This window comes from Mesorhizobium loti (genome assembly GCA_014189435.1).
Lineage (GTDB): Bacteria > Pseudomonadota > Alphaproteobacteria > Rhizobiales > Rhizobiaceae > Mesorhizobium > Mesorhizobium loti_G.
The window spans coordinates 2,267,667-2,292,566 of the sequence record CP050293.1; the positions used below are offsets into that span (position 1 = coordinate 2,267,667).

The window sequence follows — 24,900 nt, forward strand, 5'->3', positions numbered from 1 at the left end:
TCGGCGAGAGCCCGTCTTGGCGATCTGCCCGAGCGTCTCTATAAGGGCCGCTCCGCAATTGTCTTGCGGGAGGTCCGAATGGCAGTATTTCAAATGGTAATGCGAGGCCGCGAAGCTTAGGTCTCACCTGGCGTCCGGCGAAGGTTTGCCCTTCGCGCCGATGCCGGGTCGAGTACGGGCTTATGCCGATGCCGGTCGCCACCCGATAAATCGGGCGCCGTCACCTATGCCGAACCTCCGCATGCCTGGGCGCATTGCCCCAGCGCGGTTTTCAATTTTCGACTTTACTGGGATCGGGCTCGTTTGCGCCCGAATGACATCATGGCTCGTTTTAAGATCGATTTGCGCGCGAGCGCCTTTCGCAGCGTTCTTGGTTTCACGCTCACCCATTGGCGGCGCCAGCCGTGGCGGCTTTCGCTGATCATGGGCGGCTTCCTGCTGTCGACGCTGGCCGACGTTTTGACGCCGCTCTATTCTGGCCGGCTGGTCGACGCCGTCGCCAGCAGCGCCGGCGCCGACACGATTGCCTGGAATGCCGCGATGACGGCGTTTTCGATGCTGATGGCCCTGGCATTGACCGGCGTTGTCTTGCGCAACCTTGCGTTCATGGCGATCGTTGAGCTGACGCTGAAGATGATGGCGGACATTGCCGCCGACGCCTTCCATCGCGTCCAGCGCTTTTCCACCGACTGGCATGCCAACAGCTTTGCCGGCTCGACCGTGCGCAAGGTGACGCGCGGCATGTGGGCGCTCGACCTGCTCAACGACACGATCCTCATCGCGCTGCTGCCGTCCATCGTCATGCTGGTCGGCTCGACGCTGCTGCTCGGCTGGTTCTGGCCGCTGATGGGCGCGGTGGTTGCCGCCGGCTCGGTGTTGTTCATCATGGTGACGGCGATGCTGTCGCTTGGTTATGTCGCGCCGGCGGCAAGGCTCGCCAACACCTGGGACACGCGCCTCGGCGGCTCGCTGGCCGACGCGGTCAGCTGTAACGCCGTGGTCAAGGGCTTTGGCGCCGAGGAGCGCGAAGAGCACCGCCTCGCCAGGGTCGTCGCCAAATGGCGTGCGCGCACGCGGCGCACCTGGGTGCGCGGCACCATCAACGGCACCACGCAAGGGGCGCTGCTGCTGGTCATGCGCGCGGCGGTGATCGGCCTTGCGCTGATGCTGTGGTCGTGGGGACAGGCAAGCGCCGGCGACGTCGCCTTTGTGCTGACCTCGTTCTTCGTGCTGCAGGGCTATCTCAGGGATATCGGCACGCATATCCGCAATCTGCAGCGCTCGATCAACGACATGGAGGAGCTGGTCGATTTCCAGTCCGAACCGCTCGGCATCGAGGACCGGCCCGGCGCCAAGCCGATCCGCATCACTGAAGGACGGATCAGCTTCGACAACGTCACCTTTCACTACGGCAATCACCGATTGGCGCTCTATCGCGACTTTTCGGTCGATATCGCGCCGGGTGAACGTGTCGGACTGGTCGGCCATTCGGGTTCGGGCAAGACGACCTTCGTCAAGCTCATCCAGCGGCTCTATGACGTCAATGCGGGAAGGATCCTGGTCGACGGCCAGGACATCTCGCAAGTGGCGCAGGCGTCGCTGCGCGGGCAGATCGCCATCGTCCAGCAGGAGCCGATCCTGTTCCACCGGTCGCTGGCCGAGAACATCGCCTATAGCAGGCCGGGTGCGACGCAAGATGAGATCGAGCACGCCGCAAAGCTGGCGAGCGCGCACGACTTCATCACCAGCCTGCCGAAGGGTTATGGCACGCTGGTCGGCGAGCGCGGTGTGAAACTGTCGGGCGGCGAGCGTCAGCGCGTGGCGATCGCACGCGCGTTCCTTGCCGATGCGCGCATCCTGATCCTCGACGAGGCGACATCGAGCCTTGATTCGGAGTCGGAAGTGCTGATCCAGCAGGCGATGGAGCGGCTGATGGTCGGCCGCACGACGCTGGTCATCGCGCACCGGCTTTCGACGGTGCGGGCGCTCGACAGGCTGCTGGTCTTCGATCGCGGCAAGATCGTCGAGGAAGGCTCGCATGACGAACTGATCCGGCTGAAGGGCGGTATCTACCGCCGCCTGTTCGAGCGCCAGGCGCTGGAGCTGACCAAGGGTCTGGTGATTTGACCTGGGGTGGCCTCCGGCTTCGGCCGGAGGCCGCCTCTATCAGGCGCTGTCAGCCAGGCAGGGGGCGCAATCGCAGGGCGGAACCCAACCTGTTGCGAGCACATCGGCAAACCGGAGACGTCCGATGCCGCTGTCGCTCAGCATATGTCGGCCGAACCAATCTGCCTGTGAAGTCCTTTTCCGATCTTGAGTTTTTGAAACGCCTGTTCATCATACCGATCGAGAAATGTTGTTTCTACCTTTGGTTGATATATATTTAAGAAAGGCAACCCAGGGGCGCTCTTCGCGATGCATCTTTCCGCAAATGCCGGTCCGGGAAAGGTGGCCGCGCCGTCGGTGCTGGAATCGCACGGCTCGGTTCGGCCGCTCGCTGCCGAAGATCTCGAGAGCGTCGCCGCACTCTTCCTGACCAAGTTTCGCCGGCGGCGGCGTCATCTGCGCGATCGCGCGATCGCGGAGACGGCCGCGTATATGAGAGAGATTTATCTTGACCCTGCCGGCCAGTCCGGTGCGAGCAATGCTCTTGTCCAGGTCAACCGGCAAGGTCGTCTGGGTGGGTTCCTCGGCGTCCTGAAAGCCCGCTACGAGCTCAACGGAGCGACATTGAATGCGGCGATCATCGGTCCGCTCATGGCCGACCCCGGCACCGATGACGGCTCGGCCGGACCGCAATTGCTGCGTGCCTTGCACCAAGGCGAATTCGATCTGCAGCTGACCGATTCGGCCAACCGGACATCCTTGGCCTTCGCGCGCCCGATGAAGTATCAGCTCCTGCCGGTGCATTGTCTGGGATGGACCTGTATTTTCCGACCAGCCGCGATGGCCGCCGCCACACTGCACCGTAAGTGGCCCGGCCTGCCTCGCTTGGCACTCGATCCCTGCGCGAGAGCATTCGATGCTCTTGCGAAAAGAAGGTTCGAGCCCCCCGTCCAGCTTTCAGCGTCGCAACGGGTCCACTGCGAGCCGATCGATGCCGTGCAATTTGCCGAGCGGCTGCCGACCCTGCTGTCCGATTACTCTCTTCGGCCGAGCTGGAAGGATGGCGAGCTGCCACGGCTGCTCGCGCTAGCGGCCGAGAAGCGGGCCGACGGCCCACTTCATTTCGGTGGGGCTTACGACGAAACGGGCAAAATGCTCGGCTGCTATGCCTTCTACGGTCAAGCCGGCGATATCGCGAACCTGTTGCAAATCCAGGCGTCCGGATCTCACTGGCGCGCGACCCTGGATGGCCTTATCTCGGCCGCGCGGGATATGGGTTGCGTGGGTATCACCGGGCAGACGCAGAGCAGATTCATGCCGCAACTCTTCGGCTACAGGAATGTCTTCTTCCGCTATGCCGGGGGGACGATGGTCCGCTCGCGAATCGCCGAGGTCACGGAAGCGGTCCGCTCCGGCGACATCTTTATCGGTGGGGTGATGGGCGACCGCTGGACCCGCCTCAGTTCCGACGACTTCGGCCACGGGTAGCCTTCAACGACCTGTTCGTCGGCGCCACCGGCTGGCTGCCGCCTAAGCGCCGCCTGAGGCGCGCGCCGCCCCGGTCTTTTCATTCCAGCCGCCATGTTCTATGTCTGCCGGGCAGCGCGGGGGCGCGTCTTGTCAATCACAAAAGCATCCGGTACGCCCCGTTCATGACAGTTACCGTTCGTTTCGCCCCGTCGCCAACCGGCCGCATCCATATCGGCAATGCGCGCACGGCTCTGTTCAACTGGCTGTTTGCCATGAACAACAAGGGTCGCTTCATCCAGCGCTTCGACGACACCGACATTGCCCGCTCGAAGCAGGAGTTTTCCGACGCCATCCTCTACGACCTGCATTGGTTGGGCATTTTTCCCGACGCCACCGAGTACCAGTCGCGGCGTTTCGAGGTCTATGACGCGGCGGTCGAGAGGCTGAAGGCGGCAGGCGTTCTCTATGCCTGCTATGAAACGCCGGAGGAACTCGATCTGAGGCGCAAGGTGCGCCGCACGCGTGGTTTGCCGCCCGTCTATGGCCGCGAGGCGCTGGCGCTGACGCACGAGCAGATCGCCGAATACCAGGCCGATGGCCGCCGTCCGCACTGGCGGTTCCTCCTCCCCAATTTCTCAAGCGATCCGCAACAGCCGGAACGCACCGAAATCCACTGGAACGATCTGGTGCGCGGCGAGGAAACCGTCGACCTCGCTTCGCTTTCCGACCCGGTCCTTGTGCGCGAGGACGGCACCTATCTCTATACGCTTCCCTCCGTGGTCGACGACATAGAGATGGGCGTCAGCCATGTCATCCGTGGCGATGATCACGTCACCAACACCGGCGTGCAGATCGCCCTGTTCCAGGCGCTGGCTGCCACGCCGCCAGTGTTCGGCCACCACAACCTCCTGACCACCGCATCGGGCGAGGGATTGTCGAAGCGCACCGGCGCGCTCTCGATCGAAAGCCTGCGCGAGGACGGCATCGAGCCGATGGCGGTCGCCTCGCTGGCCGTGCTGGTCGGCACTTCGGAGAATGTCGCGGCGGTGCCGACGATGGGTGAACTCGCCGAACGCTTCGATCCGGCGGCAACTTCGAAGTCGGCGGCCAAGTTCGATCCGGACGAGCTGTTCGTGCTCAACCGGACACTGCTGCACCACATGCCGTTCGCCGAGGCGCAAGACCGGCTGATCGTGCTCGGCGTCTCGGGCGAGCAGGCCGAGCCGTTCTGGCTGGCGGTGCGCGGCAATCTCGACAGGCTGGCCGATGCGGTCAACTGGTGGCGTATCCTGCGCGAGGGCCCGCAGGAGAAGCCGGAATTTTCCGATGAAGACCGCGATTTCCTCGGACAGGCGTTCGATCTGCTGCCGGAGGAACCCTGGACCGCGACGATCTGGAAGGACTGGACGGGCAAGATCAGGGAAGCGACCGGCCGCAAGGGCAAAGCCCTGTTCATGCCGCTCAGAACAGCCCTTACCGGACTGTCTTCGGGGCCGGAGCTTGCAGATCTATTGCCGCTGATGGGTCGGGAAGGAACGTTGGCCCGACGACCCTGACCTTGCGCTGTTCCGGTGGCAGCGCTGACACTGGCGACGTCACCGGCTTGACCGAAAGTCGCTTGATCGCCTCGCGATCGAGCCCGCCTTCCAGATTGGCCAGGGTTTCCGGATCGGCACCTGGATCCGGCTTGGACGCCGGGACCGGGATGAACGGAGCAGCGTCCGTATCGGGCAACGACTGTTCCGGATACGGCGGATTGCCGGCGATGATCTGGAAGCCCTGCGCGGCGGCATTGCAGCCGCAGGCCGGCGGCCGAGGGATGTTGGATTGCTTGTAGAGATAGGCGGTCGGCAATTCACTGTAGGGCTGGCCGGTGACGGATGATGTCATCTTGGCCGAATCGTCGTCCATGCCGCGCGAGTAGAAAACCTGCATCTCGGTGCCGGGGCAGCTCGATCCGCAATTCTTCTGATCCCGTTCGAAGTCGCTGGTCGAGGCCGAGTTCGACATCGGGAAGAAGTAGCCATCGCAGGTGCGTACACAGGAGGTGTGGAATTCACCGCCGACGCTCGGAAAGTCCGGTATACCGGGCCGATTGAGCACCCGGCGGACGCTGCGCTCTTCGTCGGGATCGTCAGGCTGGTCAAGTGCATCTGGCGTGTCGAGCTGCTGGCTGTTGCCGCCGAAAAGCTGGTCGAACAGGTTTGTGCTGCCGCCGTCGCGGTTCGCTTCCTGTAAGGGCGCACGCCGAGGCGCAACGGTGTCGTCGCGGCAGCCATTGGCATCAAGTGCCGCCAGGATGCGTCCCCGGTCACGGCGCGAGCCGCCGCCGGCAAGCCGCTCGCGTTTGCCTTGCAGCGCATCGAGGTTGGCATTCATGCGATCGATGGTGGCGTTGAGCCCGGCGCATTGATTGAGGTTGCGGCCAAACAGCGAAAAGCCGCACCCTGCCTGGCTCGCTTGGCTGCGGGCCTTCGAAATCTGCTCATGCTGCCTGGCGATGGCGGCGTCATATTTCCGGATCAGCGCCGGACCGCCACCACCGCCGCGTGAGGCCGCGGCAAGATCGGCTTCCAACTGGCGGCAGACCCGCGAAGCGGCCTGTGGCTCGGCTACCCCCCAGGTTGCGGACAACAGAAGGCCAAGCAGCACGGCAGCATGCGCCTGCTTCCACCCTCCGCTTGCCATCCGCCCAAACTCCGCCTGCCCAAAACCCGCCCGTTGGCCCGCAAGGCTACCGTGTTCGCGGTTAACTGCAGTTTACCGCGAAATCCGTGTTCAGCCCAGATCGACGACCGCCTGCGCCTTGTGGGCTGCTTCGACCACGGCGAGCGCCGTCATGTTGACGACGCCGCGCGAGGTCACCGACGGCGTCAATATGTGCGCGGGCATGTCGGTGCCGAGCAGGATCGGCCCGACATGCAGCGCATCCATCATGGTCCTGAGCGCGGTCAGCGTGATGTTGGCCGAATCGAGGTTGGGGAACACCAGCAGATTGGCTTCGCCCTTGAGCCGCGAATGCGGGTAAACGCGCTGGCGCAGATGCTCCGACAAAGCCGAGTCCGCATGCATCTCGCCGTCGCACTCCAGTTCGGGGGCGATACGCGCCAGGATTGCCGCTGCTTGCCGCATCTTGAGTGCACTCGGCGAATCGCGCGAGCCGAAATCCGAATGCGACAGGAGCGCCGCCTTCGGCTCGATGCCGAAGCGCTGGATTTCTTCCGCCGCCAGAACCGTCATCTCGGCGATCTCCTCGGCCGTCGGGTCGACGGAGACGTGCGTGTCGGTGAGGAAGATGATGCCGCGCTGCGAGATCAGCATCGAAAGCGTCGACAGGTCGCGATCCTTGACGCCGGTGCGCGGGCCGATGATCAAGGTGACGTTGCGCAGATGCCGCTCGAAGCGGCCTTCGAGGCCGCACACCATGGCGTCGGCATCGCCGCGCTTCAGCGCCAGGGCCGCAATGACCGTGTTGTCGGTGCGCACCATGGTGCGCGCGGCCTCCGTCGTCACGCCGCGCCGGCCGGCGAGTTCGATCAAGAGGTCGACATAGTGGCGGTAGCGCGGATCGTCCTCCGGGTTGATCAGGCCGAAATCGACGCCGGGCTTGATGCGCAGCCCGTAGCGCTTCAGGCGTACCTCGATGACGTGGGGGCGGCCGATCAGGATCGGCTCGGCGATGCCTTCCTCAAGCACGACCTGTGCCGCGCGCAGCACGCGCTCATCCTCGCCGTCGGCATAGATGACGCGCTTGGCGGCCGACGCCTTGGCGGACGAAAACACCGGCTTCATCACCAGGCCGGAGCGGAAGACGAAGCGGTTGAGCTTGTCGATATAGGCGGCGAAGTCTGTGATCGGCCTTGTCGCGACACCGGTGTCGCAGGCAGCCTTGGCGACCGCGGGCGCGATGCGCAGGATCAGGCGCGGATCGAAGGGCGAAGGGATCAGGAACTCGGGCCCGAAGATCGGCGTCTCGCCGGAATAGGCGCGGGCCGCGACATCGGAAGGCTCCTCGCGTGCGAGCGCTGCGATTGCCCGCACCGCCGCCATCTTCATCTCCTCATTGATGGCGCTGGCGCCACAGTCGAGCGCGCCGCGAAAAATGTAAGGAAAACACAGTACGTTATTGACTTGATTGGGGAAATCGGAACGGCCGGTGCAGATCATCGCATCGGGACGCGCCGCGCGCGCTATTTCCGGCATGATCTCGGGGTTTGGGTTGGCCAGCGCCAGGATCAGCGGTTTTGGCGCCATGTGCTGGAGCAGTTCCGGCTTCAGCACGCCTGCCGCCGACAGGCCGAGGAAGACGTCGGCCCCAGAGATGACGTCAGCCAGCGTGCGCGCCTCGGTGTCCTTCACATAGGGGTCTTTCCAGCGATCCATCTCGTCGGTGCGGCCCTTGTAGGCGACGCCGAAACGGTCGGTGACCCAGATGTTTTCGACCCGCGCCCCGAGCGAGACCAGCAGGTTGAGGCAGGCAAGGGCGGCGGCACCTGCACCTGAGGTGACGATCTTGATGTCCGATATGGTCTTGCCGGCGAATTCCAGCCCATTGAGCACGGCGGCAGCGACGATGATGGCGGTGCCGTGCTGGTCGTCGTGGAACACCGGTATGCCCATGCGGGCCTTCAACTGCTCCTCGACCTCGAAGCACTCCGGCGCCTTGATGTCCTCGAGGTTGATGCCGCCGAAGGTCGGCTCCAGCGCCGAGATCGTCTCGACCATGCGTTCGATGCCGGGCGCGTCGATCTCGATGTCGAAGACGTCGATGCCGGCGAATTTCTTGAACAGGACAGCCTTGCCTTCCATCACCGGCTTGGAGGCCAGCGGGCCGATATTGCCGAGGCCGAGCACGGCCGACCCGTTGGACACGACACCGACCAGATTGGCGCGCGCCGTGTAGTCGGCGGCGGTCGCCGGATCGTCGCGGATTTCCAGGCAAGGGGCGGCGACACCAGGCGAATAGGCGAGCGCGAGGTCGCGCTGATTGCCGAGCGGCTTGGTCGCCTGGATCTCGAGTTTTCCAGGTCTTGGGTATTTGTGGAAGTAGAGGGCGGCTTCGTCGAGGTCCGAACGCGCCGTCTTTTTGCTCTCGCCTTCCATGCGGCCGCTCCCTCGAAATCTGGCTGGAGATTCCCTTTTAGCATGCAGCCGAGGTTTTTCGCGACGCTAATTGACGCGCCGGCAGCTTTACCGGCCGGCGCATCGAAAGCCGTGATCTATCAAATGCTTATGCCGATTTCATAGCAGATGAGTCCTGCTGTTCGGCAGGTGCGTCGATCAAAAGGCGCTGACGTAGAGACCGCCATCGACCGGTATGTTCTGTCCGGTCAGATAGCCGGCATGGACCGAGCACAGGAAGGCGCAGATCTGGCCGAATTCCTCCGGCGTGCCGAGCCGCTTGGCCGGAACGTCGGCACTGATGCGTGTCTTGCGCGCGGCAGCCGCGGCAGGGTCCTCGACGGTGCCGGCCTCGTGCGGGCCGCGCAGCCGGTCGGTGTCGAGCTTGCCCGGCAAAAGACTGTTGATGGTCACGTTACGGTCGATGACGGTTCGGGCCACGCCGGCAAGGAACGAGGTCAGGCCGGCGCGCGCGCCGGACGACAGGTCGAGGCCGGGAATGGGTACATAGACCGACAGCGAGGTGATGTTGACGATGCGGCCGAAGCCACGCGTCGCCATGCCGTCGAGGACAGCCTGGACCAGCTCGATCGGCGTCACCATGTTCTGGGTGACGCCTTCGAGGATCTTTTCGCGATCAAGCGTGCGGAAGTCGCGAAGCGGCGGTCCGCCATTGTTGTTGACGAGGATATCCGGGTCCGGGCAGGCCGCGAGCAGCGCCTTCTGTATCTCGGGCCTGGAGACGTCGCCAACGACTTCCGTCACCATGACGCCATAGCGCTGGCGCAATTCCGCGGCGGTTTTCGCCACCAACTCGGTATTGCGTCCGTTGACGACGATGTCGCAGCCGGCCTCTGCCAGCGCCATGGCACAACCGCGCCCAAGTCCCTTGCTCGAAGCGCAGACGATGGCCTTCTTCCCGCTGATACCGAGATCCATGATGATTTTCTCCTTGTGAGCCGGCGGCAAGCTAGTCCTTCGGCTGGACCAATCGCAACCGTCATACGGTTGTTGCATGAATCGGGGCATAGGCACGCGAAAGCAACGGTGAAATCGCGATGTCCGGCCAAGAGCCCCGCACGTTCCGCAGCATGTTCATCTCCGACGTCCATTTGGGCTCGAAGGCGGCCAAGGCCGAATTCCTGATCGATTTCCTTAGATATCACGATGCCGATATCATCTATCTGGTCGGTGACATCGTCGATGGCTGGCGGTTGCGGCGGAGTTGGCACTGGCCGCAAAGCCACAATGACGTCGTGCAGAAATTGCTGCGCAAGGCGCGCAAGGGCGCCAATATTACCTACATCGCCGGCAACCATGACGAGTTCGCCCGCCAGTTCCAGGGCGTGCATTTCGGTGGCATTGTCGTCGCCGACCGCGCCATCCACGAGACCGCCGACGGCAAGCGGCTGCTTGTCATCCATGGCGACCAGTTCGACACCGTCGTCCACAATGCGCGCTGGCTGGCCTATCTCGGCGACCATGCCTATGACGCGGCCATGCTGGTCAACCGTGTGGTGACGCGGCTGCGCCAGCTGCTCGGCCTGCCATACTGGTCGTTCTCTTCCTGGGCCAAGCACAACGTCAAGAAGGCAGTGAACTTCATTGGCTCGTTCCAGACCATGCTTGCGGACGAGGCGCGCCGCTCACATGTCGACGGCATCATCTGCGGGCATATCCATCATGCCGCGATCGAGAATTTTGGCGACGTCCAGTACATCAACACCGGTGACTGGGTGGAAAGCTGCACGGCTGTGGTCGAGCACTTCGACGGCCGGATGGAAATCCTGACCTGGGCGCAGGTGCTGCCCGAGGCGCCGGATGAACCCTTTATCCCGCTGCTCATCGAAGACCGGGTAGGGCAGGCAGCATAGCGCCGGCGTTCGTTTCGGCTCTGGGATCAATCGATTAGTCCAGCCGGTTCCGCCCGGTTTTCGCCCATGTTAAGGGATCGATACGCGTTGCCGTCCGGCCGAGCGCAACGTAATTGGATCGATTCATGTCCCTGCCGCCGCTTTCGCCCGAACAACTCGTCAAGCCGCGCCATTTCGAGCTGCGCATGAGCCTGATTTTCGCGACGCTGTTCGTGTCGCAGGGCACGCATCTGCCCTATTTTCCGCTCTGGCTGCAGGCGAAGGGCTTCGGCGCCGAACAGATCGCCGTGATCCTTGCCGCACCGATGTTCCTGCGCGTCGTGACGACGCCTATGTTGACGGCATTTGCCGACCGGGCGAAGGACCGCGCCAACGTCTACATCGCGCTGGTCGCGGCAACGATGGCCATTTCGGCCGGCTATTTCCTGCCAGCGACCTATGCGGTCGTGCTGGCCGTATCGCTGCTTTTGACGATCGTCTGGACACCGCATTCGCCAATGGCCGATTCGCTGGCGTTGTCTGGGGTGCGCCGCTTCGGCTCGAATTACACCGCTATGCGCAAATGGGGCTCGATCTCATATTTCTGCGCCAATGTTGTGGGCGGCTTCATCCTGGCGGCGGCCGGAGCCAAAGCTGTGCCGATAATCATATTCGTGGCGCTTGCCGCAGCGCTTGTCGCAGCCCTGTTTGCGCCGCGAATGGGGCGGCCGCGCAAGGCTTCGCCGCTGTCGGCCGCGGAAATCCAGCACGCCGCGCCTAGCCTGTTCAATGCCTATTTCCTCTACTTCACCTTTGGCGTCGGCATCATTACCGCCAGCCACGCCTTCCTCTACGGCTTCGTCTCCATCTACTGGAAATCGATCGGCATCAGCGATTCCGTCGTCGGCCTGCTGTGGGCCTGGGGCGTGGTTTGCGAAGTCTGCATGTTTTTGTTTTTCAATCGCATTTTCGCTTCCGTGTCGGTCGTCAAAGTGATGGTGATCGCCGGCATCGGTTCAATCGTGCGTTGGGTCATCTTTCCACTGGTGTGGCCGCTTGGTCTTGGCATCCCCGGCTTCTTCGCCGTGCAGTCGCTGCATTCGGTGTCTGTCGCAATGGTGCTGATCGGCCTGCAGAAAATGATCGCCGAGACTGTCTCCGAAGAGCGCACCGGTGCTGCGCAAGGCATCGCCTATTTCTTCAATGGCTTCTTCATGGCCGCTGTTACGCTTGCTTCGGGCCCGCTCTATGACCGTCTCGGCGTCGATGGGTTCCTTGTGATGATTCCGATCGCTATCGTCGGCCTCGTGCTGATCGGGCTGGCTGCGCGCTCAGCCCCACAGCGCCGTATCGGGCGGTGACACCAGCGACCCCTGATAGACAAGGCCGGGCACCCGGTCGCGGGCAAGCAGCAGCGGACCGTCGAGGTCGACGTAATCGGCATCCTGTGCGAGCAGCACCGCCGGCGCCATGGCCAGCGATGTACCGACCATGCAGCCGATCATCACGCCGAAGCCGAGTTCGCGGGCGCGATCGCGCAGCACAAGGGCGGCTGTCAGGCCTCCCGACTTGTCGAGCTTGATGTTGACGGCATCGTAGAGGCCGACAAGCGCTTCGAGATTCTTTGCCTCGTGCACGCTTTCGTCGGCGCAGATCGGCACCGGATGCGCGATATGGCGCAGGATCTCGTCACGACCGGCCGGCAGCGGCTGCTCGATCAGCGCGATGCCCTGTTCGGCGGCAAAGGCGAGGTTTGCAACGATGTTGTCGTCGCTCCAGCCCTCGTTGGCGTCGAGGATGATGCGGCTGTCAGGCGCCGCTTGCCTGACCGCGCGGATGCGGTCGATGTCGTTGTCGCCGCCGATCTTGACCTTGAGCAGCGGCCGCGCCGCATTGGCGCGAGCCTGCGCAGCCATCGCCTCCGGCTCGCCGAGCGACAGCGTGTAGGCCGTTTCGAGCGCCCGCAGTGGAGCGGCACCTATCGCATCCGCGACCGATGTTCCGCTGATCTTTGCTTCCAGGTCCCACAGGGCGCAGTCGATGGCGTTGCGTGCAGCTCCGGCCGGCATGGCATCGAGCAAGGCGGTTCGGCTGGTGCCGCCGGCGATCCGGCCGCGCATGGCCTCGATCGCCTCGCGGACGCCGTCCATGGTCTCGCCATAGCGCTTGTAGGGAACGCATTCGCCACGTCCGGCGTGGCCGCTCTCGCTTATCGTGCAGGAGATCACTTCGGCTTCGGTCTTGGAACCGCGTGAAATGGTGAAGGTTCCGGCGATCGGAAAACGCTCGGACTCAACCGAAATGACACGCGCCATATTTTTCTGCTCCGGCTATGCGACAAGCGTCGTCGGCAAATCGACAGGTCAAACCCGTCAGGCTAAACAGGACGCCATGTTGACCATCGGCAAGCGCGACGCAAGCGGCACGACCGCGGGGGAGGCTGACCACGAACCGCGCGTGGCGATCGGCGAGGAGGACGGCGTTCTCGGCTGTGCTTTCTCCGGAATCTGGACAACACGGACCGTCGCGCTGATCGACGCTGATATGCGCAAGATCGAGAAGCGAAGCGGTTTCAAGACCTTGGCGCTCGATCTTTCCAAGATCGAGAAGATGGACACCGCCGGCGCCTGGCTGATCGACCGGCTGGTCAGCGCCTTCGAGAAGAAGGGCGTCAAGATCCAGATGCAAGGCCAGAGCGAGATCGCTTCGATCCTGCTCGACGCGGTGAGCGAGGCCGTGCGGCGCGAACCCGACTCCGGCCCGTCGCGGCCGCCCAACATCGTCATTCGCGCGCTGGAGGCGGTCGGCCGGCGCGTCTACGAGATGCGCGACGACTTCCTCGCCTCGATGAACATCCTCGGCGCCACCATCCGCGGCGCGCAGATGAAGCTCGGGCGTGGTCATGCCGTCAACCCGGCGGCGATCTTCAACCAGATCGACCGCATGGGCGTCGGCGCCATTCCGGTGGTGGTGCTGATGTCGGCGATCGTCGGCGCCATCGTTGCCCAGCAAGGCGCCTACCAGCTCAGCTATTTCGGCGCCGATATCTTCGTCGTCGACCTCGTCGGCGTGCTGATCCTGCGCGAGCTTGGGGTGCTGATGACGGCGATCATGATCGCCGGCCGCTCCGGCAGCGCGATCACCGCCGAGATCGGCTCGATGAAGATGCGCGAGGAGGTCGACGCGCTGAAGGTCATCGGGCTCAACCCGATCGGCGTCCTGGTCTTTCCGCGGCTCGTGGCGCTGGTCATCGCCTTGCCGTGCCTGACCATCATTGCCAATTTCGCCGCACTCGGCGGCGGCATCCTGGCCGCGTGGCTCTATTCCGACATCCCGCCGGCTGCTTTCATCGACAGGCTGCGCGTCGCCATCGACCTCAGCACGATCTTTGCCGGCCTGATCAAGGCGCCATTCATGGCCATGATCATCGGCACGATCGCCTCGGTCGAAGGCATGAAGGTTGGCGGCAGCGCGGAATCACTCGGCCAGCACGTCACAGCCTCGGTGGTGAAGTCGATCTTCGTCGTCATCATCCTCGACGGGCTTTTTGCCATTTTCTACGCAGCGATCGAGTTCTGAGATGAAGCTGAGAGAAAGGAAAAGGGCGGATACACCGGTGAACGATGCGGGCGAGGGCGACATCGTGCTTTCCGCGCACGACATCAGCGTGTCCTTCGCCGACAAGCTCATCCTGGACAGACTGTCTCTCGACATAAGGCGCGGCGAGATCCTTGGCTTTGTCGGCGCCTCGGGTGCCGGCAAATCCGTATTGTTGCGCACCATTCTCGGCCTGACGCGCAAGCAGTCGGGCACGATCAAGCTGTTCGATGTCGATATCGAGAAAGCGAGCGATGTGGAGCGGCTGCGCATCGACATGCGGCTTGGCGTGCTGTTCCAGCATGGCGCCCTATTTTCGGCGCTGACGGTGCTGGAGAATGTCCAGGTGCCGATGCGCGAATATCTCGACCTGCCGCGAAAGCTGATGGACGAACTGGCATTGCTCAAGATCGAACTGGTCGGGCTGCCGCCAGATGCGGCGCAGAAATTCCCGTCCGAACTGTCCGGCGGCATGATCAAGCGGGCAGCGCTGGCTCGCGCCTTGGCGCTCGATCCCGACATTGTCTTCCTCGACGAGCCGACGTCGGGTCTGGATCCGATCAGCGCGGCTGAATTCGACGAACTGGTGGTCAAGCTGCGCGACACGATGGACCTGACCGTCTACATGGTCACGCATGATCTCGACACGTTGTTCACGGCTTGCGACCGGGTGGCAGTGCTTGGCAACAAGAAGGTGCTGGTCGAAGGCACGATAGACGACATGCTGAAGAGCGAGGAACCGTGGGTAAAGTCCTATTTCCGCGGAAAACGCGCCCGGCAACTTGATCTTGCGGCGCGCGCATAGCCATAAGTGAGGCAATGGAAACCAGAGCCAACTACGTCATTGTCGGCATTTTCACGCTGGCCGCGATCCTGGCGGCGTTCGCGTTCGTCTACTGGACGGCGGCGATCGGCGACAAGGGCGAGACGACGTTGCTGCGCGTGCGCATTCCGGGCTCGGCCTCCGGGCTTGGCCGCGGCAGTTTCGTGCTGTTCAACGGCGTCAAGGTCGGCGACGTCAAACGCGTCTATATCGACGTCGACAATCCAACGGTTGCCATTGCCGACACCGAGATCGACCGCCTGACGCCGATCACCAAGTCGACGCAGGCCGATATCGGGCTTGCCGGCCTGACCGGGCAGGCCAACATCGAACTCAAGGGCGCCGACCCCAAGGAAGTAAAGCTCCTCGACCAGGCTGAAAAGGAAGGCAAGGTCGCCGAGATCGTCGCCAATCCGTCGGCGGTGACCAACCTCTTGCAGACGGCGCAGAACATCTTCACCCGCGCCGACAAGGTGCTGACGGAGCTCGAAGGCTTCACCAAGGACGTTCGCGGCCCGCTGACGCAGACCGTGCAGAATGTGCAGACCTTCTCGGATGCGCTGGCCAAGAATTCGGACGGCATCGACAAGTTCTTGTCCGCCGCCAGCACGCTGGCGGATGAGCTGAAAGGCGTTTCCGGCAAGCTCGACGGTACGCTGAAGGCAGCCGAAGGCCTGCTCAACGCCGTCGACAAGGACAAGATCAAGAGCATTGTCGCCAACGTCGATACGGTGACAGGAAACCTCAAGCAGACGACGCAGCAGCTCGACGGCGTGATCAAGAATGTCGACACGGCGGTCGGCTCGGTCAACGATTTCGCCAAGCAGACGCAAGGCACGCTGGCCAAGGTCGACGGCGTGCTCGACGGCATCGATCCGGCGCAGGTGCGCACAGCGCTCGCCAACATCCAGAAGGCGAGTGAAAACGCCGACAAAGCGGCCGCCGATATCGCCAAAGTGACTGACAAGTTCGCCGAACGGGCCGACGATATCAACCAGACGATCAAGGATGCCAAGCAACTGGCGCAGCGGCTCAACGACGCCTCGGTGCGTGTCGACGGCATCCTCGCCAGGGTCGACACCTTGCTCGGCTCGGGGCAGGCCGACGGCGTGATGGCCGATGCCAGGGACACGCTGAAGTCGTTCAAGCAGGTTGCCGACACGCTGAATTCGCGCCTTGGCGTGATCACCGACAATCTGGCGCGCTTCTCGGGCCAGGGGCTTTCGAATGTCGAAGCGCTGGTGCAGGACAGCCGCCGTTCGATCAGCCGTATCGAGGAAGCGGTGACCGATCTCAGCCGCAATCCGCAGCGCATCCTTTCGGGTGGCGATGGCGAGGTTCGGCAGTTCGACGGCAGGGCGCGGCGTTGACTTCGGCGTCGGCGCGCCCCAAGAACATGAGCCGCGAAAGCGGGTTGATCATACGCTCCGGGGACAACGGGGATCGCGCGTGAAGTCTGTATGGGTGAAAACGGGCGGGTTGACATCCGCTGCGGCACTGCTTGCCCTGACGATGGCCGGCTGCGCGGCGTTGGGCGGCAAGCCCGCGCCGCTCGATACGTTCGAACTGTCGGCGCCTTCGGTCGACGCGCATGGCCATAGTCGCCGCCAGATCCTGATTGCCCAGCCGTCGGCGCTCAAGGCGCTGGACAGCCAAAACATCGTCATCAAGCCGTCGGATCGCTCGATCCAGTATCTCAAGGGCGCGCAATGGGCCGACCGACTGCCGCTGATCGTGCAGGCGCGGCTGGCCGAGACCTTCCAGCGTTCGGGCAGCTTTGCCGGCGTCGGCAAGCCGGGCGAGGGCCTGGCGATCGACTATCAGGTGATCGTCGAAATCCGCTCGTTCGAGGTGCGCGTTGAGGGCGGCGAACATGCCGAGGTCGACCTGTTCGTGCGCATCCTCAACGATCGCAATGGCGAGGTGCGTGCCTCCAAGAGCTTCACCGCCAGCGCGCCTGTTTCAGGCAGCGGCAACCCGGCCTATGTCAGCGCGCTCGACAATGCGTTTGGCGATGCCGCCAAGCAGATCGTGCGCTGGACGGATTCGGTGATCTGAGCCACGCCCAGCAGCTATTGCTGAAATGTCTGTGCTGCCCCTCATTGCCCTGTCGGGCATTTCTCCCCGTATAGTGACGGGGAGAAAGACGCCGTCATTGACGGTTTCGCCAATCTCTCAACGTTGCGGAATTAGGCGCTAGCGATGCGGCCATCTCCCTTCTCCCCGTCACTATACGGGGAGAAGGTGCCGGCAGGCGGATGGGGGGCGGCGCCGACCGACGACATCTGCTGCATCTCACGTCACCAGCTTGCTGCCCCGGACAAACAAAAAGGCGGGAAATTTCCCGCCTTTTTGTTTGTTGCCCTATCGGTTGATCAATGCAGACGGCCGCTGGCATGGGCCAGCATGGTGTAGACCTTGCCGGTGTCCGAGGTCAGGTAGGTCTGGGCCATGATGTTGTCGCGGTCGTTGCGCGAGACATCCTTGAGCAGCTTCTCGAAATCGTCGCAGTAGCGGTCGACGGCGGCGCGGAACTCGGCCTCCGCCTGATACTTGCGACGGATCTCGTCGAACGTCTGCTGGCCCTTCAGCGTGTAGAGCCGCCTTGTGAACACGTCACGCTCGCCGCGCCGGTAGCGGTTCCACAACTCGATCGAAGCATCGTGGTCGATGGCCCGCGCGATGTCGACGGAGAGCGAGTTCAGCGATTCCACGACATGCAGGGGCGAGCGCTGGGCAGGGGCCGGGCGCGGTGCTTCAGCGGGCGCCACGGGAGCTGCCGACCTCAGGTCCTCGTCGTTCGATGCCGCGGTCAGCAGATCGCGCACCCAGCCGCCCTGAGGCGTGCGGGCGTTGGCGTCTGAACGCTGGCGCGGTGCCGCCTCGGCCGGACGCTCAAGGTCGAGCGTGCCGCGCAATGCGGGGCCGCCCAAGGGCGCCTGAGGCGCGCGCAGCTCCGGCTGCGGAGCCGGTGCGCGACGCGGCGGCTCGGCAGCACGTGCGGCCGGCGCTTGCGGCGCCGGACGCAGATTGCGTGGCTCGGACCCATCGCCGCCACGGCCGGACTTCGCAACGATGTCAGAAAGCTCCTTCAGGGCATTGATCTGCTCGGAAACGGCGCGGCGGATGGCCGAGGTCGATTCCTTGGCCTCTTCCGGCATCTCGATGACGCCCTTCTTGAGTTCGGCGCGGGTGAGGTCGAGCTCGCTCTTGATCGAGCCCGCTGTGCGCCGCATCTCCTCGGTCGCATCGGCGAAGCGCTTGGTTGCCGAATCGACGACGTCGGTGATGGCGTTGCGGATCTTGTCGGCCGACTCCATCGTCTTGCCTTCGGCGTTCTGCAGCGTCTGGCCGACGAGATTTTCGAACGAGCGCATGACCCTTTCGAGATCTTCCGACTTCTTGACCAGGCCGACGGCGAGGTCTTCGAGCGACGACTGCCGTTCGAGCGTGTGTTCGAGGTTGCTCTGGGCCGAGCTCAACAGGTCCGAAGCGCTGGACAGCAAGCGGCTGTGCTCGTCGAACTTGGTGGCGATCGACGCGACCTCGCGCAAGGTGGACGACGACAGTTCCGTCAGCCTTGTCGTGTTCAGAATCGACCAGTCGCGCCGAGCTGGCGAAGGTCTGCGCGGCCTTCTCGGTGGTGGCGGCGAAGCTTTGCGTGCTGCCGCTCAGGCGTTCGTCGACCTGGCCGAGATTGACCGCGGCCTGCTCGATCAGCTGACCGAGCTGCGAGCTGGACTTGGTCATGCGGCCGATGAGGTCGGCGACGCTGTCGGACAGCGACGAGCGCGCGCCTTCGACCGCCGACAAGGTTTCGGCGGTGCGGCTGGCGAGCGCGTCGACAAGTGCGGCATTCTCGCTGCGCAGCTTCTCGGTGGCGCGTTCGGTGACCGCTTCCATGCTCTTTTGCAGTTCCGAGCCGCCCTGGGCGAAGCGCTCGACCAAAGGCCGTGCGGTTTCGTCGAGGATCTTCGACATTTCGGCCGAACGCGCCGCGAGCATGGTGTTGAGTTCGCGGGTGTTGGCGCCGATCGTCTTGGCGGCATCGTTGGTGCTCTGGCCGATATGCTGGCCAACCGCGGTGAAGGTCTCCGCGATGACATTGGCGCGCGAGACGAGTTGCGCCTCGGCATTCGACACCTGCTCGCTGAGCTTCTGGCCCATCGTCTCGGCCGTGTAGGCGAGGCGGTTCTCGACACCTGAGACCTGCTCTTCGACACGGGCCGCCGCGGCTGCCGCGCTCGATGCGAGCCGCTCGTCGGCGCCGGCAAGCGCCTGCTCGATTTCGCGGGCATGCACGGCCATTTCCTGGCCGGTCCGCCTTGCACGCTCGGCAACCCTCTGCTCGGTATCGGCAAAGGCACCGACGATGGTCTCGGCGTGCTCGCCGATCGTGGTGGTGCTGTTGGCGATGCGCGACACCAGGCGCTGATCCGCGTCGTCGAAGATGCGGCCGATTTCCGAGGCACGGCTCGACAATGCTTCCGAACCTTCGGCGATCCGCGAGACCAATTGCTGGTCGGCGGCGTCGAAGATGCGGCCAAGGTCCAATGCACGTGCGGCAAGCGCTTCGGCCGATTCGCCGATGCGCATGCCGAGCCGCTGGTCGGCGCCTTCGAAGTTGCGCAGGATGTCGCCGGCGCGCGCGGCCAGCGACTGGGCCGTTTCGATGGCGCGGGCGACCAGCTTCTGGTCGGCGGCATCGAACGTGCCCGCAATCTCGCTTGCACGAGCTGCCAGATGGTCGGCGGTGTCCTGGGCCCGGACGGTCAGCTGATCGGCGGTTTCCTGGGCACGGGCGGCGAGCTTCTGGTCCGCCACGTCGAAGGCGCCAGCGATCTGGCTTGCGCGAGCAGCCAGTTGATCGGCGGTTTCATGGGCGCGCGCCAGCAGCGAGCTGGAGGTGTCGTCCGCGCGGGCAAGCAAGGCGTTCGACGTATCTTCCGCACGGGCGTGCAGGCGACGATCAGCCTCCTCGAAGGTGCGGGCGATGTCTTCGGCACGCGTCAGCAGGGCGGCGGAGGTCTGCTCGGCGCGCTCGGCGATCTTGCGGTCGGCGTCGCTGAACGCGGCCCCGGCCTGCTCATGCAGCGTGCTGGTGACTTCCAGGACCTTTTCGCGCAGGGCGCCGGCAACAAAGACAGCGCTCTTCTCGAGCACGCTGCGGACGTTGTCGACACCTGTCGAAAGCGCACGCTCCATGGTTCCGGCGCGCTCTTCGATGATACCGGTCTGGCGGCTGAACGCCTGCTCGATCTTCTCGACATCGGCAGCGATCGCGTCGGAAATGCCGGTGCTCCTGGCGGCGATCTGATCGATATGGCCCGACAGCGAGCGGTCGACGTCCTTGCGGGCCTCGGCGAGCTTGCCGAGATCGTCTTCCAGCGCGCGGGTCAGCATATTGCGGCCTTCGGCCAGCTTGCCGACATGCCCGGCTACAACGCTGTCGATATCGCCACGGCTTTCGGTCAGCTTCTGCAGGTCGGCTTCAAGGGCGCGTTTGAGAATGTCGCGGCCCTCGGCCAGTTTCTCCACCTGACCAGCGACCAAGCCGTCGATGCTCGAACGGCTTTCGGCCAATTTGGCCAGATCGGCTTCCAGCGCGCGCTTGAGAACGTCGCGGCCTTCGGCGAGCTTCTCGACCTGGCCCGCGACCAGACCGTCGATGCTGGAGCGGCCCTCGGCCAGCTTGGCAAGATCGTCCTCGAGCGCCCTCGACAGGGTCGAGCGCTCCTGGACAAGCCTTTCCGCGTGGCTGTTGACGAGGCCGCCGACGTTTTCGATGTCGGCCTCGAGTGACCGCGATAGTGTCGAACGATCCTGGGCGAGCCGTTCGGAATGGCTGTTGACCAAGCTGCTGACGCTTGCGAGATCGTCCTCAAGCGCCTTGGATAGCGTCGAACGGTCCTGCACGAGCCGTTCGGAATGGCTGTTGACTAGGCCGTTGACGCTTTCGAGATCAGCCTCGAGCGCGCGGGCGAACTGTGCCCGGTCATCGACCAGTTTCTGCGACTGATCGGCAATGGTCCCCTTGATCGCATTGAGGTCGGCTTCCAGGGCCCGCCGCAAGATGTCGCGGCCCTCCGACAGCTTCTCGACCTGACCGGCAACCAGCCCATCGATGCTGGAGCGGCTGTCGGCAAGCTTGGCGAGGTCATCCTCAAGTGCTTTGGATAGAGCCGAGCGATCCTGAACCAGCCTGTTCATGTGGTCGGCAATGACGCTGTTCACATTCTGCAGGTCGGCTTCCAGGACCCGCGAAAGCTGCCCGCGATCCTCGGCCAGCTTTTCCGATTGGCTTGAGATGACGCCCCTGATCGTGCTCAGGTCGGATTCCAGCGCGCGCTTGAGAATGTCGCGGCCTTCCGCCAGCTTCTCGACCTGACCGGCGACCAGACCGTCAATGCTCGAACGGCTGTCGGCCAGTTTGGCAAGGTCGGCTTCAAGGGTCTGCGACAGCAGGCTGCGGTCTTCGGCCAACCGTCCCGAATGGCCTTCGATCAGATTGCGTATGCCGGACAGGTCGCTGTCGAGCGAATGGGAAAGCTGTGTGCGGTCCTCCACCAGCTTGGCGGAATGGGTTTCGATGAGGCTCTTGATGCCGATGATGTCGTTTTCCAACGCCTTGGCGAGCACGGCGCGGCCTTCGGCGATCTTCTCGACCTGACCGGCGACCAGACCGTCGATGCCGGCGCGGCTGTCGGACAGTTTGCCGAGATCGGCCTCCAGGGCGCGCGACAGGATGTTGCGACCCTCGGCGAGCTTGCCGACGTGGCCTGCGACCATTTCATCAATGATCGTACGAGCTTGTACCAGTTTCCCGGAGTCTTCGTTCAAGGCAGTGGAGAGCCTGTTGCGGCCTTCTTCCAGCCTTTCGAGATGGCTGCCGAGCGATGCATCGATGGCCGCCCGCGATTCATTGACCTTGCGCAGATCCTCTTCGAGAGCGCGCGAGATCAGGTTGCGGCCTTCGGCCAGCTTCTGCACCTGGTTGGTCACCGCCGCATCGATGCCGGCGCGGCCCTCGGCGAACTTCGCCAGGTCGGCCTCCATGGCCGCGGCCATACGCTCGCGGCTTTCGGACAGTTTCCTGCTGTGGTTCTCGACAGCGTCCTCGATGCCGACGCGGGCGTCGGCGAGCCGCTGGATGTCGCTGTCGAACGAACGCGACACGACGTGACGGGCGGCTTCCATGCGCCCGGCGAAGTCGCTGGCGCGGGCTTCGAGCATGGAGGAGGTCGAGGTGACGATGTCGGCCATGTCGGCGCCGATCTGGGTCTTGCCCTGATCGATCATCGCCGACAGCGTGTCCTTGCTCTCGGCAAAGGTATGGGCGATTTCGCGGGCGCGCTCGACCAGAGTCTCGTTGATCTGGCGGGCGCGGGCCTCGAGGGCCGCATTGAGCTTCTGCGTTCCGGTGTCCAGCGCCTCGGCGCGGGTCTGGAATTCGCTGATCAGCGCCTGGCCGCGTTCGGCGAGCGTGCGTTCGATGCCATTGAGGCTGGCCTCGAATTCGGAATTGAGGGTGCGCGCGGCGCCGCCAAGCAGCGACACCATGCCGGTGGTGCGATCGTCGAGCAGATCGGTCAACGACCGTGTCAGGCCGTCCGTGGTGTCCGTCAGCTTGGCAATGCGGGTGTCGAGAAGGCTGGCGAAGGCCTCGCCCGAGGTCGACAGCCGGTCGGTGATCGAATCGAGCCGGCCTTCCACCGAATCGAAGATCGACATCGAGCTTTCGTTGATGCGGTCGATCAGCGTGTCGCCGGAATTGGTGATCGTCATCGACAATTTGGTCGACGCATTGAGGATCGAGTCGCGGATGATGTCGGAGGCGGCGCCGATCTCGTCCTTCAGCGTCTCGTGCGCGCCGGTGATCGAGGCGCGGACGCGCTCGGCGTGGGTGACGACGGCTTCGCGCTCGCTGCCGAGGCCGTCGACCAGCGAACGGATGCGGGATTCATTCTCGGAATACGAGCGTTCGATCTGGTTGACTTCGCTGTGGACCAGCGTCTCCAGCTCGACGGCGCGGGCAAGCGTGCGTTCGATGCCTTCGCCCATGGCCGCAACCTCGCGACGAACGGCCTGGCCGATCATCATGACGCGATCCTGGGCAAGGTTTTCCGGCTCGGTCAGGCGGAAGGCCACTTCGGTCATCGACTGAGCGGCGATGCGCATTTCCTGGGCGCGGCGAATCATTGCCGCAAAGGCCCAGAACAGGATGACGGGCACGATCGCCGCGACGACGAGGCCGATCAGCTCCGGACGGGCAAGGAACTGGTCGAGCGTGCGGATTCTCCAGATGCTCGGTCCGAAAAGCAGGTTGGCCAAGCCGCCGGCGCCGGCGAACCAGGCGAGCGAAACGAAGGCAACGACCCAGTAAATGGTGTTCGAGGCACGCCTGTTGAGGCTGTGCAGAAGCGTCTTGTAGTCCTTCTGGCGATCGTCATTGGCAGGCGCGAAACCCGCGGGCTGGGCGCCATTGCGTGGTTCCACGGGGCGCAACTCGGCAGGCTTGGCCTTAGGCGCGGGCTTTGCGGCTTGGTTCTGGGCCTGGCTCTGAGAGACTACGGACTCTGGTTTCTGATTGCGTCCCTCGCGTGCCAACTCGTCGGCTGCCTGGGATATCTGCGCTTCCAGATCCTCCATCGAAGCCGCGATGTCGAGGTCGCCGCTGCCGACATCATTGCCGAGGTCGATATCAAGCGCCTTTTCCAGTTCCCTGGCCACGTCGCTGTCGAGAGTTCTCGTCGTCGTTGGTTTCTTCGCCATGCCTTCGCTACCCTGTACTAGCTGCCGCGGGCCTTATAATTGTGTTTGTCGTACCACGCGCAGGAGGCTGAAAATGGACCCCTCGTATCGTAATGACACAGGGGGGTAAAGAAAACATGCATTCCGCGGGATACGTAAAACTTTAAATATAAGGTTAACGCAACCGTGATTTGGGCGCCGTTTTGCCAACATTTTTCCCGGCCATTCATTAACCCGTTGTCCATTGGATTCGCCTAGGTTTTTGGGCGATCGAAGAAACGGAGTTCGAGTTCATGCGTGGCGAAAGCGGCATTGCCTTCTCAATGCCCGGGGGCGACGTATCCGGACCAAGGCGGTCACGGCCGGTCGATTTGGCACACCTTGCCCGCCAGACGATGGGCGACCGCGGCCTCGAGCAGGAAGTGCTGGCGCTGTTTGTACAACAGGCGCTGTCGGTGCGCGACAGAATAGTCGACGCCGACATCAAGGACCGGCTGCTGCTCGCCCATGGGCTCAAGGGCTCGGCACGGGGCGTCGGCGCCTTTGCCATTGCCGATTGCGTCACCGAGATAGAGCGCCAGCCGGAAGACAACCAGACGCTCAAGCGGCTTGGTACGCTGATCGACGAAGTGCGCGATTTCATCGCCGCCATCAATCGCTGAATCCGGCGCTAAACCCGGTTTGCGGAAAAACGTCACGGAGCGGCGCTTTCGCGCGGCAGTTGACTTGCTCGCCGGAGTGATTATCTCGGCTGAGACTCCCTTCAGGTGACAAATGACCAAGCTGACTTTCATCGCCCATGACGGCACACATTTCGACATGGACGCCGAGAACGGCTCGACGGTCATGGAGAACGCGATTCGCAACGCCGTGCCCGGGATCGAGGCGGAATGCGGCGGCGCCTGCGCCTGCGCTACCTGCCACGTCTATGTCGACGAAGCATGGACGGCTGAAGTCGGCGAGCCGGAAGCGATGGAAGAGGACATGCTGGACTTCGCCTACGACGTCCAGCCAAACTCACGGCTGTCGTGCCAGATCAAGGTGCGCGATGCGCTTGACGGCCTTGTTGTCCGCGTGCCAGCCCGTCAGGGGTAAGCGCAGGATCTTTGCCAACTGATTTTTACCGCTGCGGCTTGGCAGCGGAGCAATGGTCATGCAGTGTCCTGCTGTTTTCGCAGC

Annotated in this window: 15 protein-coding genes and 1 pseudogene; 11 read left to right on the forward strand and 5 right to left on the reverse strand. The window is 63.7% G+C overall.

What is annotated here, in order from left to right:
• Positions 1 to 303: 303 nt before the first annotated feature.
• The 3 genes from HB777_10885 to HB777_10895 all read left to right on the forward strand — a co-directional run bounded on the left by HB777_10885 (position 304) and on the right by HB777_10895 (position 5,132).
• Positions 304 to 2,127, forward strand: a complete 1,824-nt coding sequence (locus HB777_10885; protein QND64365.1) for an ABC transporter ATP-binding protein — start codon at positions 304 to 306, stop codon at positions 2,125 to 2,127.
• Positions 2,128 to 2,415: 288 nt separating this feature from the next.
• On the forward strand, positions 2,416 to 3,594 hold the full coding sequence (locus HB777_10890) for a hypothetical protein (protein ID QND64366.1): 1,179 nt from the start codon (positions 2,416 to 2,418) through the stop codon (positions 3,592 to 3,594).
• A gap of 164 nt (positions 3,595 to 3,758) precedes the next feature.
• The gene (locus HB777_10895; GenBank protein QND64367.1) at positions 3,759 to 5,132 is read left to right on the forward strand and encodes a glutamate--tRNA ligase; all 1,374 of its coding nucleotides are present in this window, start codon (positions 3,759 to 3,761) and stop codon (positions 5,130 to 5,132) included.
• Here the strand turns inward: HB777_10895 and HB777_10900 are convergent.
• From HB777_10900 to HB777_10910, 3 genes are all read right to left on the reverse strand, one after another.
• Positions 5,050 to 6,264 (reverse strand): DUF2865 domain-containing protein, encoded by a 1,215-nt coding sequence (locus HB777_10900; protein QND64368.1) that lies wholly within the window; start codon positions 6,262 to 6,264, stop codon positions 5,050 to 5,052. The two genes, HB777_10895 and HB777_10900, sit on opposite strands and share 83 nt — an antisense overlap.
• Positions 6,265 to 6,354: 90 nt before the next feature.
• Positions 6,355 to 8,679, reverse strand: coding sequence for an NADP-dependent malic enzyme (locus HB777_10905; protein ID QND64369.1), 2,325 nt, complete (start codon positions 8,677 to 8,679; stop codon positions 6,355 to 6,357).
• 177 nt (positions 8,680 to 8,856) lie between these two features.
• Entirely contained in the window at positions 8,857 to 9,636 is a 780-nt protein-coding gene (locus tag HB777_10910; protein QND64370.1) for an SDR family oxidoreductase, read from the reverse strand.
• Positions 9,637 to 9,788: 152 nt separating this feature from the next.
• Here HB777_10910 and HB777_10915 point away from each other — a divergent pair, with 152 nt between their 5' ends.
• Complete coding sequence (locus tag HB777_10915; GenBank protein QND68733.1) at positions 9,789 to 10,571, forward strand: UDP-2,3-diacylglucosamine diphosphatase; 783 nt, start codon at positions 9,789 to 9,791, stop codon at positions 10,569 to 10,571.
• 125 nt (positions 10,572 to 10,696) lie between these two features.
• On the forward strand, positions 10,697 to 11,911 hold the full coding sequence (locus tag HB777_10920; GenBank protein ID QND64371.1) for an MFS transporter: 1,215 nt from the start codon (positions 10,697 to 10,699) through the stop codon (positions 11,909 to 11,911).
• On the opposite strand, the gene HB777_10925 is transcribed toward HB777_10920, so the two are convergent.
• Positions 11,882 to 12,865 (reverse strand): dipeptide epimerase, encoded by a 984-nt coding sequence (locus HB777_10925; protein ID QND64372.1) that lies wholly within the window; start codon positions 12,863 to 12,865, stop codon positions 11,882 to 11,884. The genes HB777_10920 and HB777_10925 overlap by 30 nt on opposite strands.
• Positions 12,866 to 12,941: 76 nt before the next feature.
• On the opposite strand from HB777_10925, the gene HB777_10930 reads away from it, so the two are divergent.
• From HB777_10930 to HB777_10945, 4 genes are read left to right on the forward strand one after another with little or no spacing between them, the layout of a single operon-like run.
• A complete protein-coding gene (locus tag HB777_10930) occupies positions 12,942 to 14,129 on the forward strand; it encodes an ABC transporter permease (GenBank protein QND68734.1) in 1,188 nt (395 codons plus the stop codon).
• A 1-nt stretch (position 14,130) separates the two neighbouring features.
• A complete protein-coding gene (locus HB777_10935; protein ID QND64373.1) occupies positions 14,131 to 14,952 on the forward strand; it encodes an ABC transporter ATP-binding protein in 822 nt (273 codons plus the stop codon).
• A 14-nt stretch (positions 14,953 to 14,966) separates the two neighbouring features.
• Entirely contained in the window at positions 14,967 to 16,340 is a 1,374-nt protein-coding gene (locus tag HB777_10940; protein ID QND64374.1) for an MCE family protein, read from the forward strand.
• Positions 16,300 to 17,028, forward strand: a complete 729-nt coding sequence (locus tag HB777_10945; GenBank protein ID QND64375.1) for an ABC transporter — start codon at positions 16,300 to 16,302, stop codon at positions 17,026 to 17,028. The genes HB777_10940 and HB777_10945 overlap by 41 nt, the downstream gene beginning before the upstream one ends.
• Before the next feature lie 317 nt (positions 17,029 to 17,345).
• Here HB777_10945 and HB777_10950 read toward each other — a convergent pair.
• A pseudogene (locus HB777_10950) lies at positions 17,346 to 23,742 on the reverse strand (kinesin).
• A 272-nt stretch (positions 23,743 to 24,014) separates the two neighbouring features.
• Here HB777_10950 and HB777_10955 point away from each other — a divergent pair.
• Positions 24,015 to 24,383, forward strand: a complete 369-nt coding sequence (locus HB777_10955; GenBank protein QND64376.1) for an Hpt domain-containing protein — start codon at positions 24,015 to 24,017, stop codon at positions 24,381 to 24,383.
• 112 nt (positions 24,384 to 24,495) lie between these two features.
• A complete protein-coding gene (locus HB777_10960; protein QND64377.1) occupies positions 24,496 to 24,816 on the forward strand; it encodes a (2Fe-2S)-binding protein in 321 nt (106 codons plus the stop codon).
• The last annotated feature ends 84 nt before the right edge of the window (positions 24,817 to 24,900 follow it).

Coding starts and splice junctions, on each gene's coding strand:
- HB777_10890 (QND64366.1), top strand. CDS start 2,416: ATGCATCTTTCCGCAAATGCCGGTCCGGGAAAGGTGGCCGCGCCGTCG.
- HB777_10940 (QND64374.1), top strand. CDS start 14,967: ATGGAAACCAGAGCCAACTACGTCATTGTCGGCATTTTCACGCTGGCC.
- HB777_10920 (QND64371.1), top strand. CDS start 10,697: ATGTCCCTGCCGCCGCTTTCGCCCGAACAACTCGTCAAGCCGCGCCAT.
- HB777_10905 (QND64369.1), bottom strand. CDS start 8,679: ATGGAAGGCGAGAGCAAAAAGACGGCGCGTTCGGACCTCGACGAAGCC.
- HB777_10945 (QND64375.1), top strand. CDS start 16,300: ATGGCGAGGTTCGGCAGTTCGACGGCAGGGCGCGGCGTTGACTTCGGC.
- HB777_10935 (QND64373.1), top strand. CDS start 14,131: ATGAAGCTGAGAGAAAGGAAAAGGGCGGATACACCGGTGAACGATGCG.
- HB777_10910 (QND64370.1), bottom strand. CDS start 9,636: ATGGATCTCGGTATCAGCGGGAAGAAGGCCATCGTCTGCGCTTCGAGC.
- HB777_10895 (QND64367.1), top strand. CDS start 3,759: ATGACAGTTACCGTTCGTTTCGCCCCGTCGCCAACCGGCCGCATCCAT.
- HB777_10915 (QND68733.1), top strand. CDS start 9,789: ATGTTCATCTCCGACGTCCATTTGGGCTCGAAGGCGGCCAAGGCCGAA.
- HB777_10955 (QND64376.1), top strand. CDS start 24,015: ATGCGTGGCGAAAGCGGCATTGCCTTCTCAATGCCCGGGGGCGACGTA.
- HB777_10930 (QND68734.1), top strand. CDS start 12,942: ATGTTGACCATCGGCAAGCGCGACGCAAGCGGCACGACCGCGGGGGAG.
- HB777_10900 (QND64368.1), bottom strand. CDS start 6,264: ATGGCAAGCGGAGGGTGGAAGCAGGCGCATGCTGCCGTGCTGCTTGGC.
- HB777_10925 (QND64372.1), bottom strand. CDS start 12,865: ATGGCGCGTGTCATTTCGGTTGAGTCCGAGCGTTTTCCGATCGCCGGA.
- HB777_10960 (QND64377.1), top strand. CDS start 24,496: ATGACCAAGCTGACTTTCATCGCCCATGACGGCACACATTTCGACATG.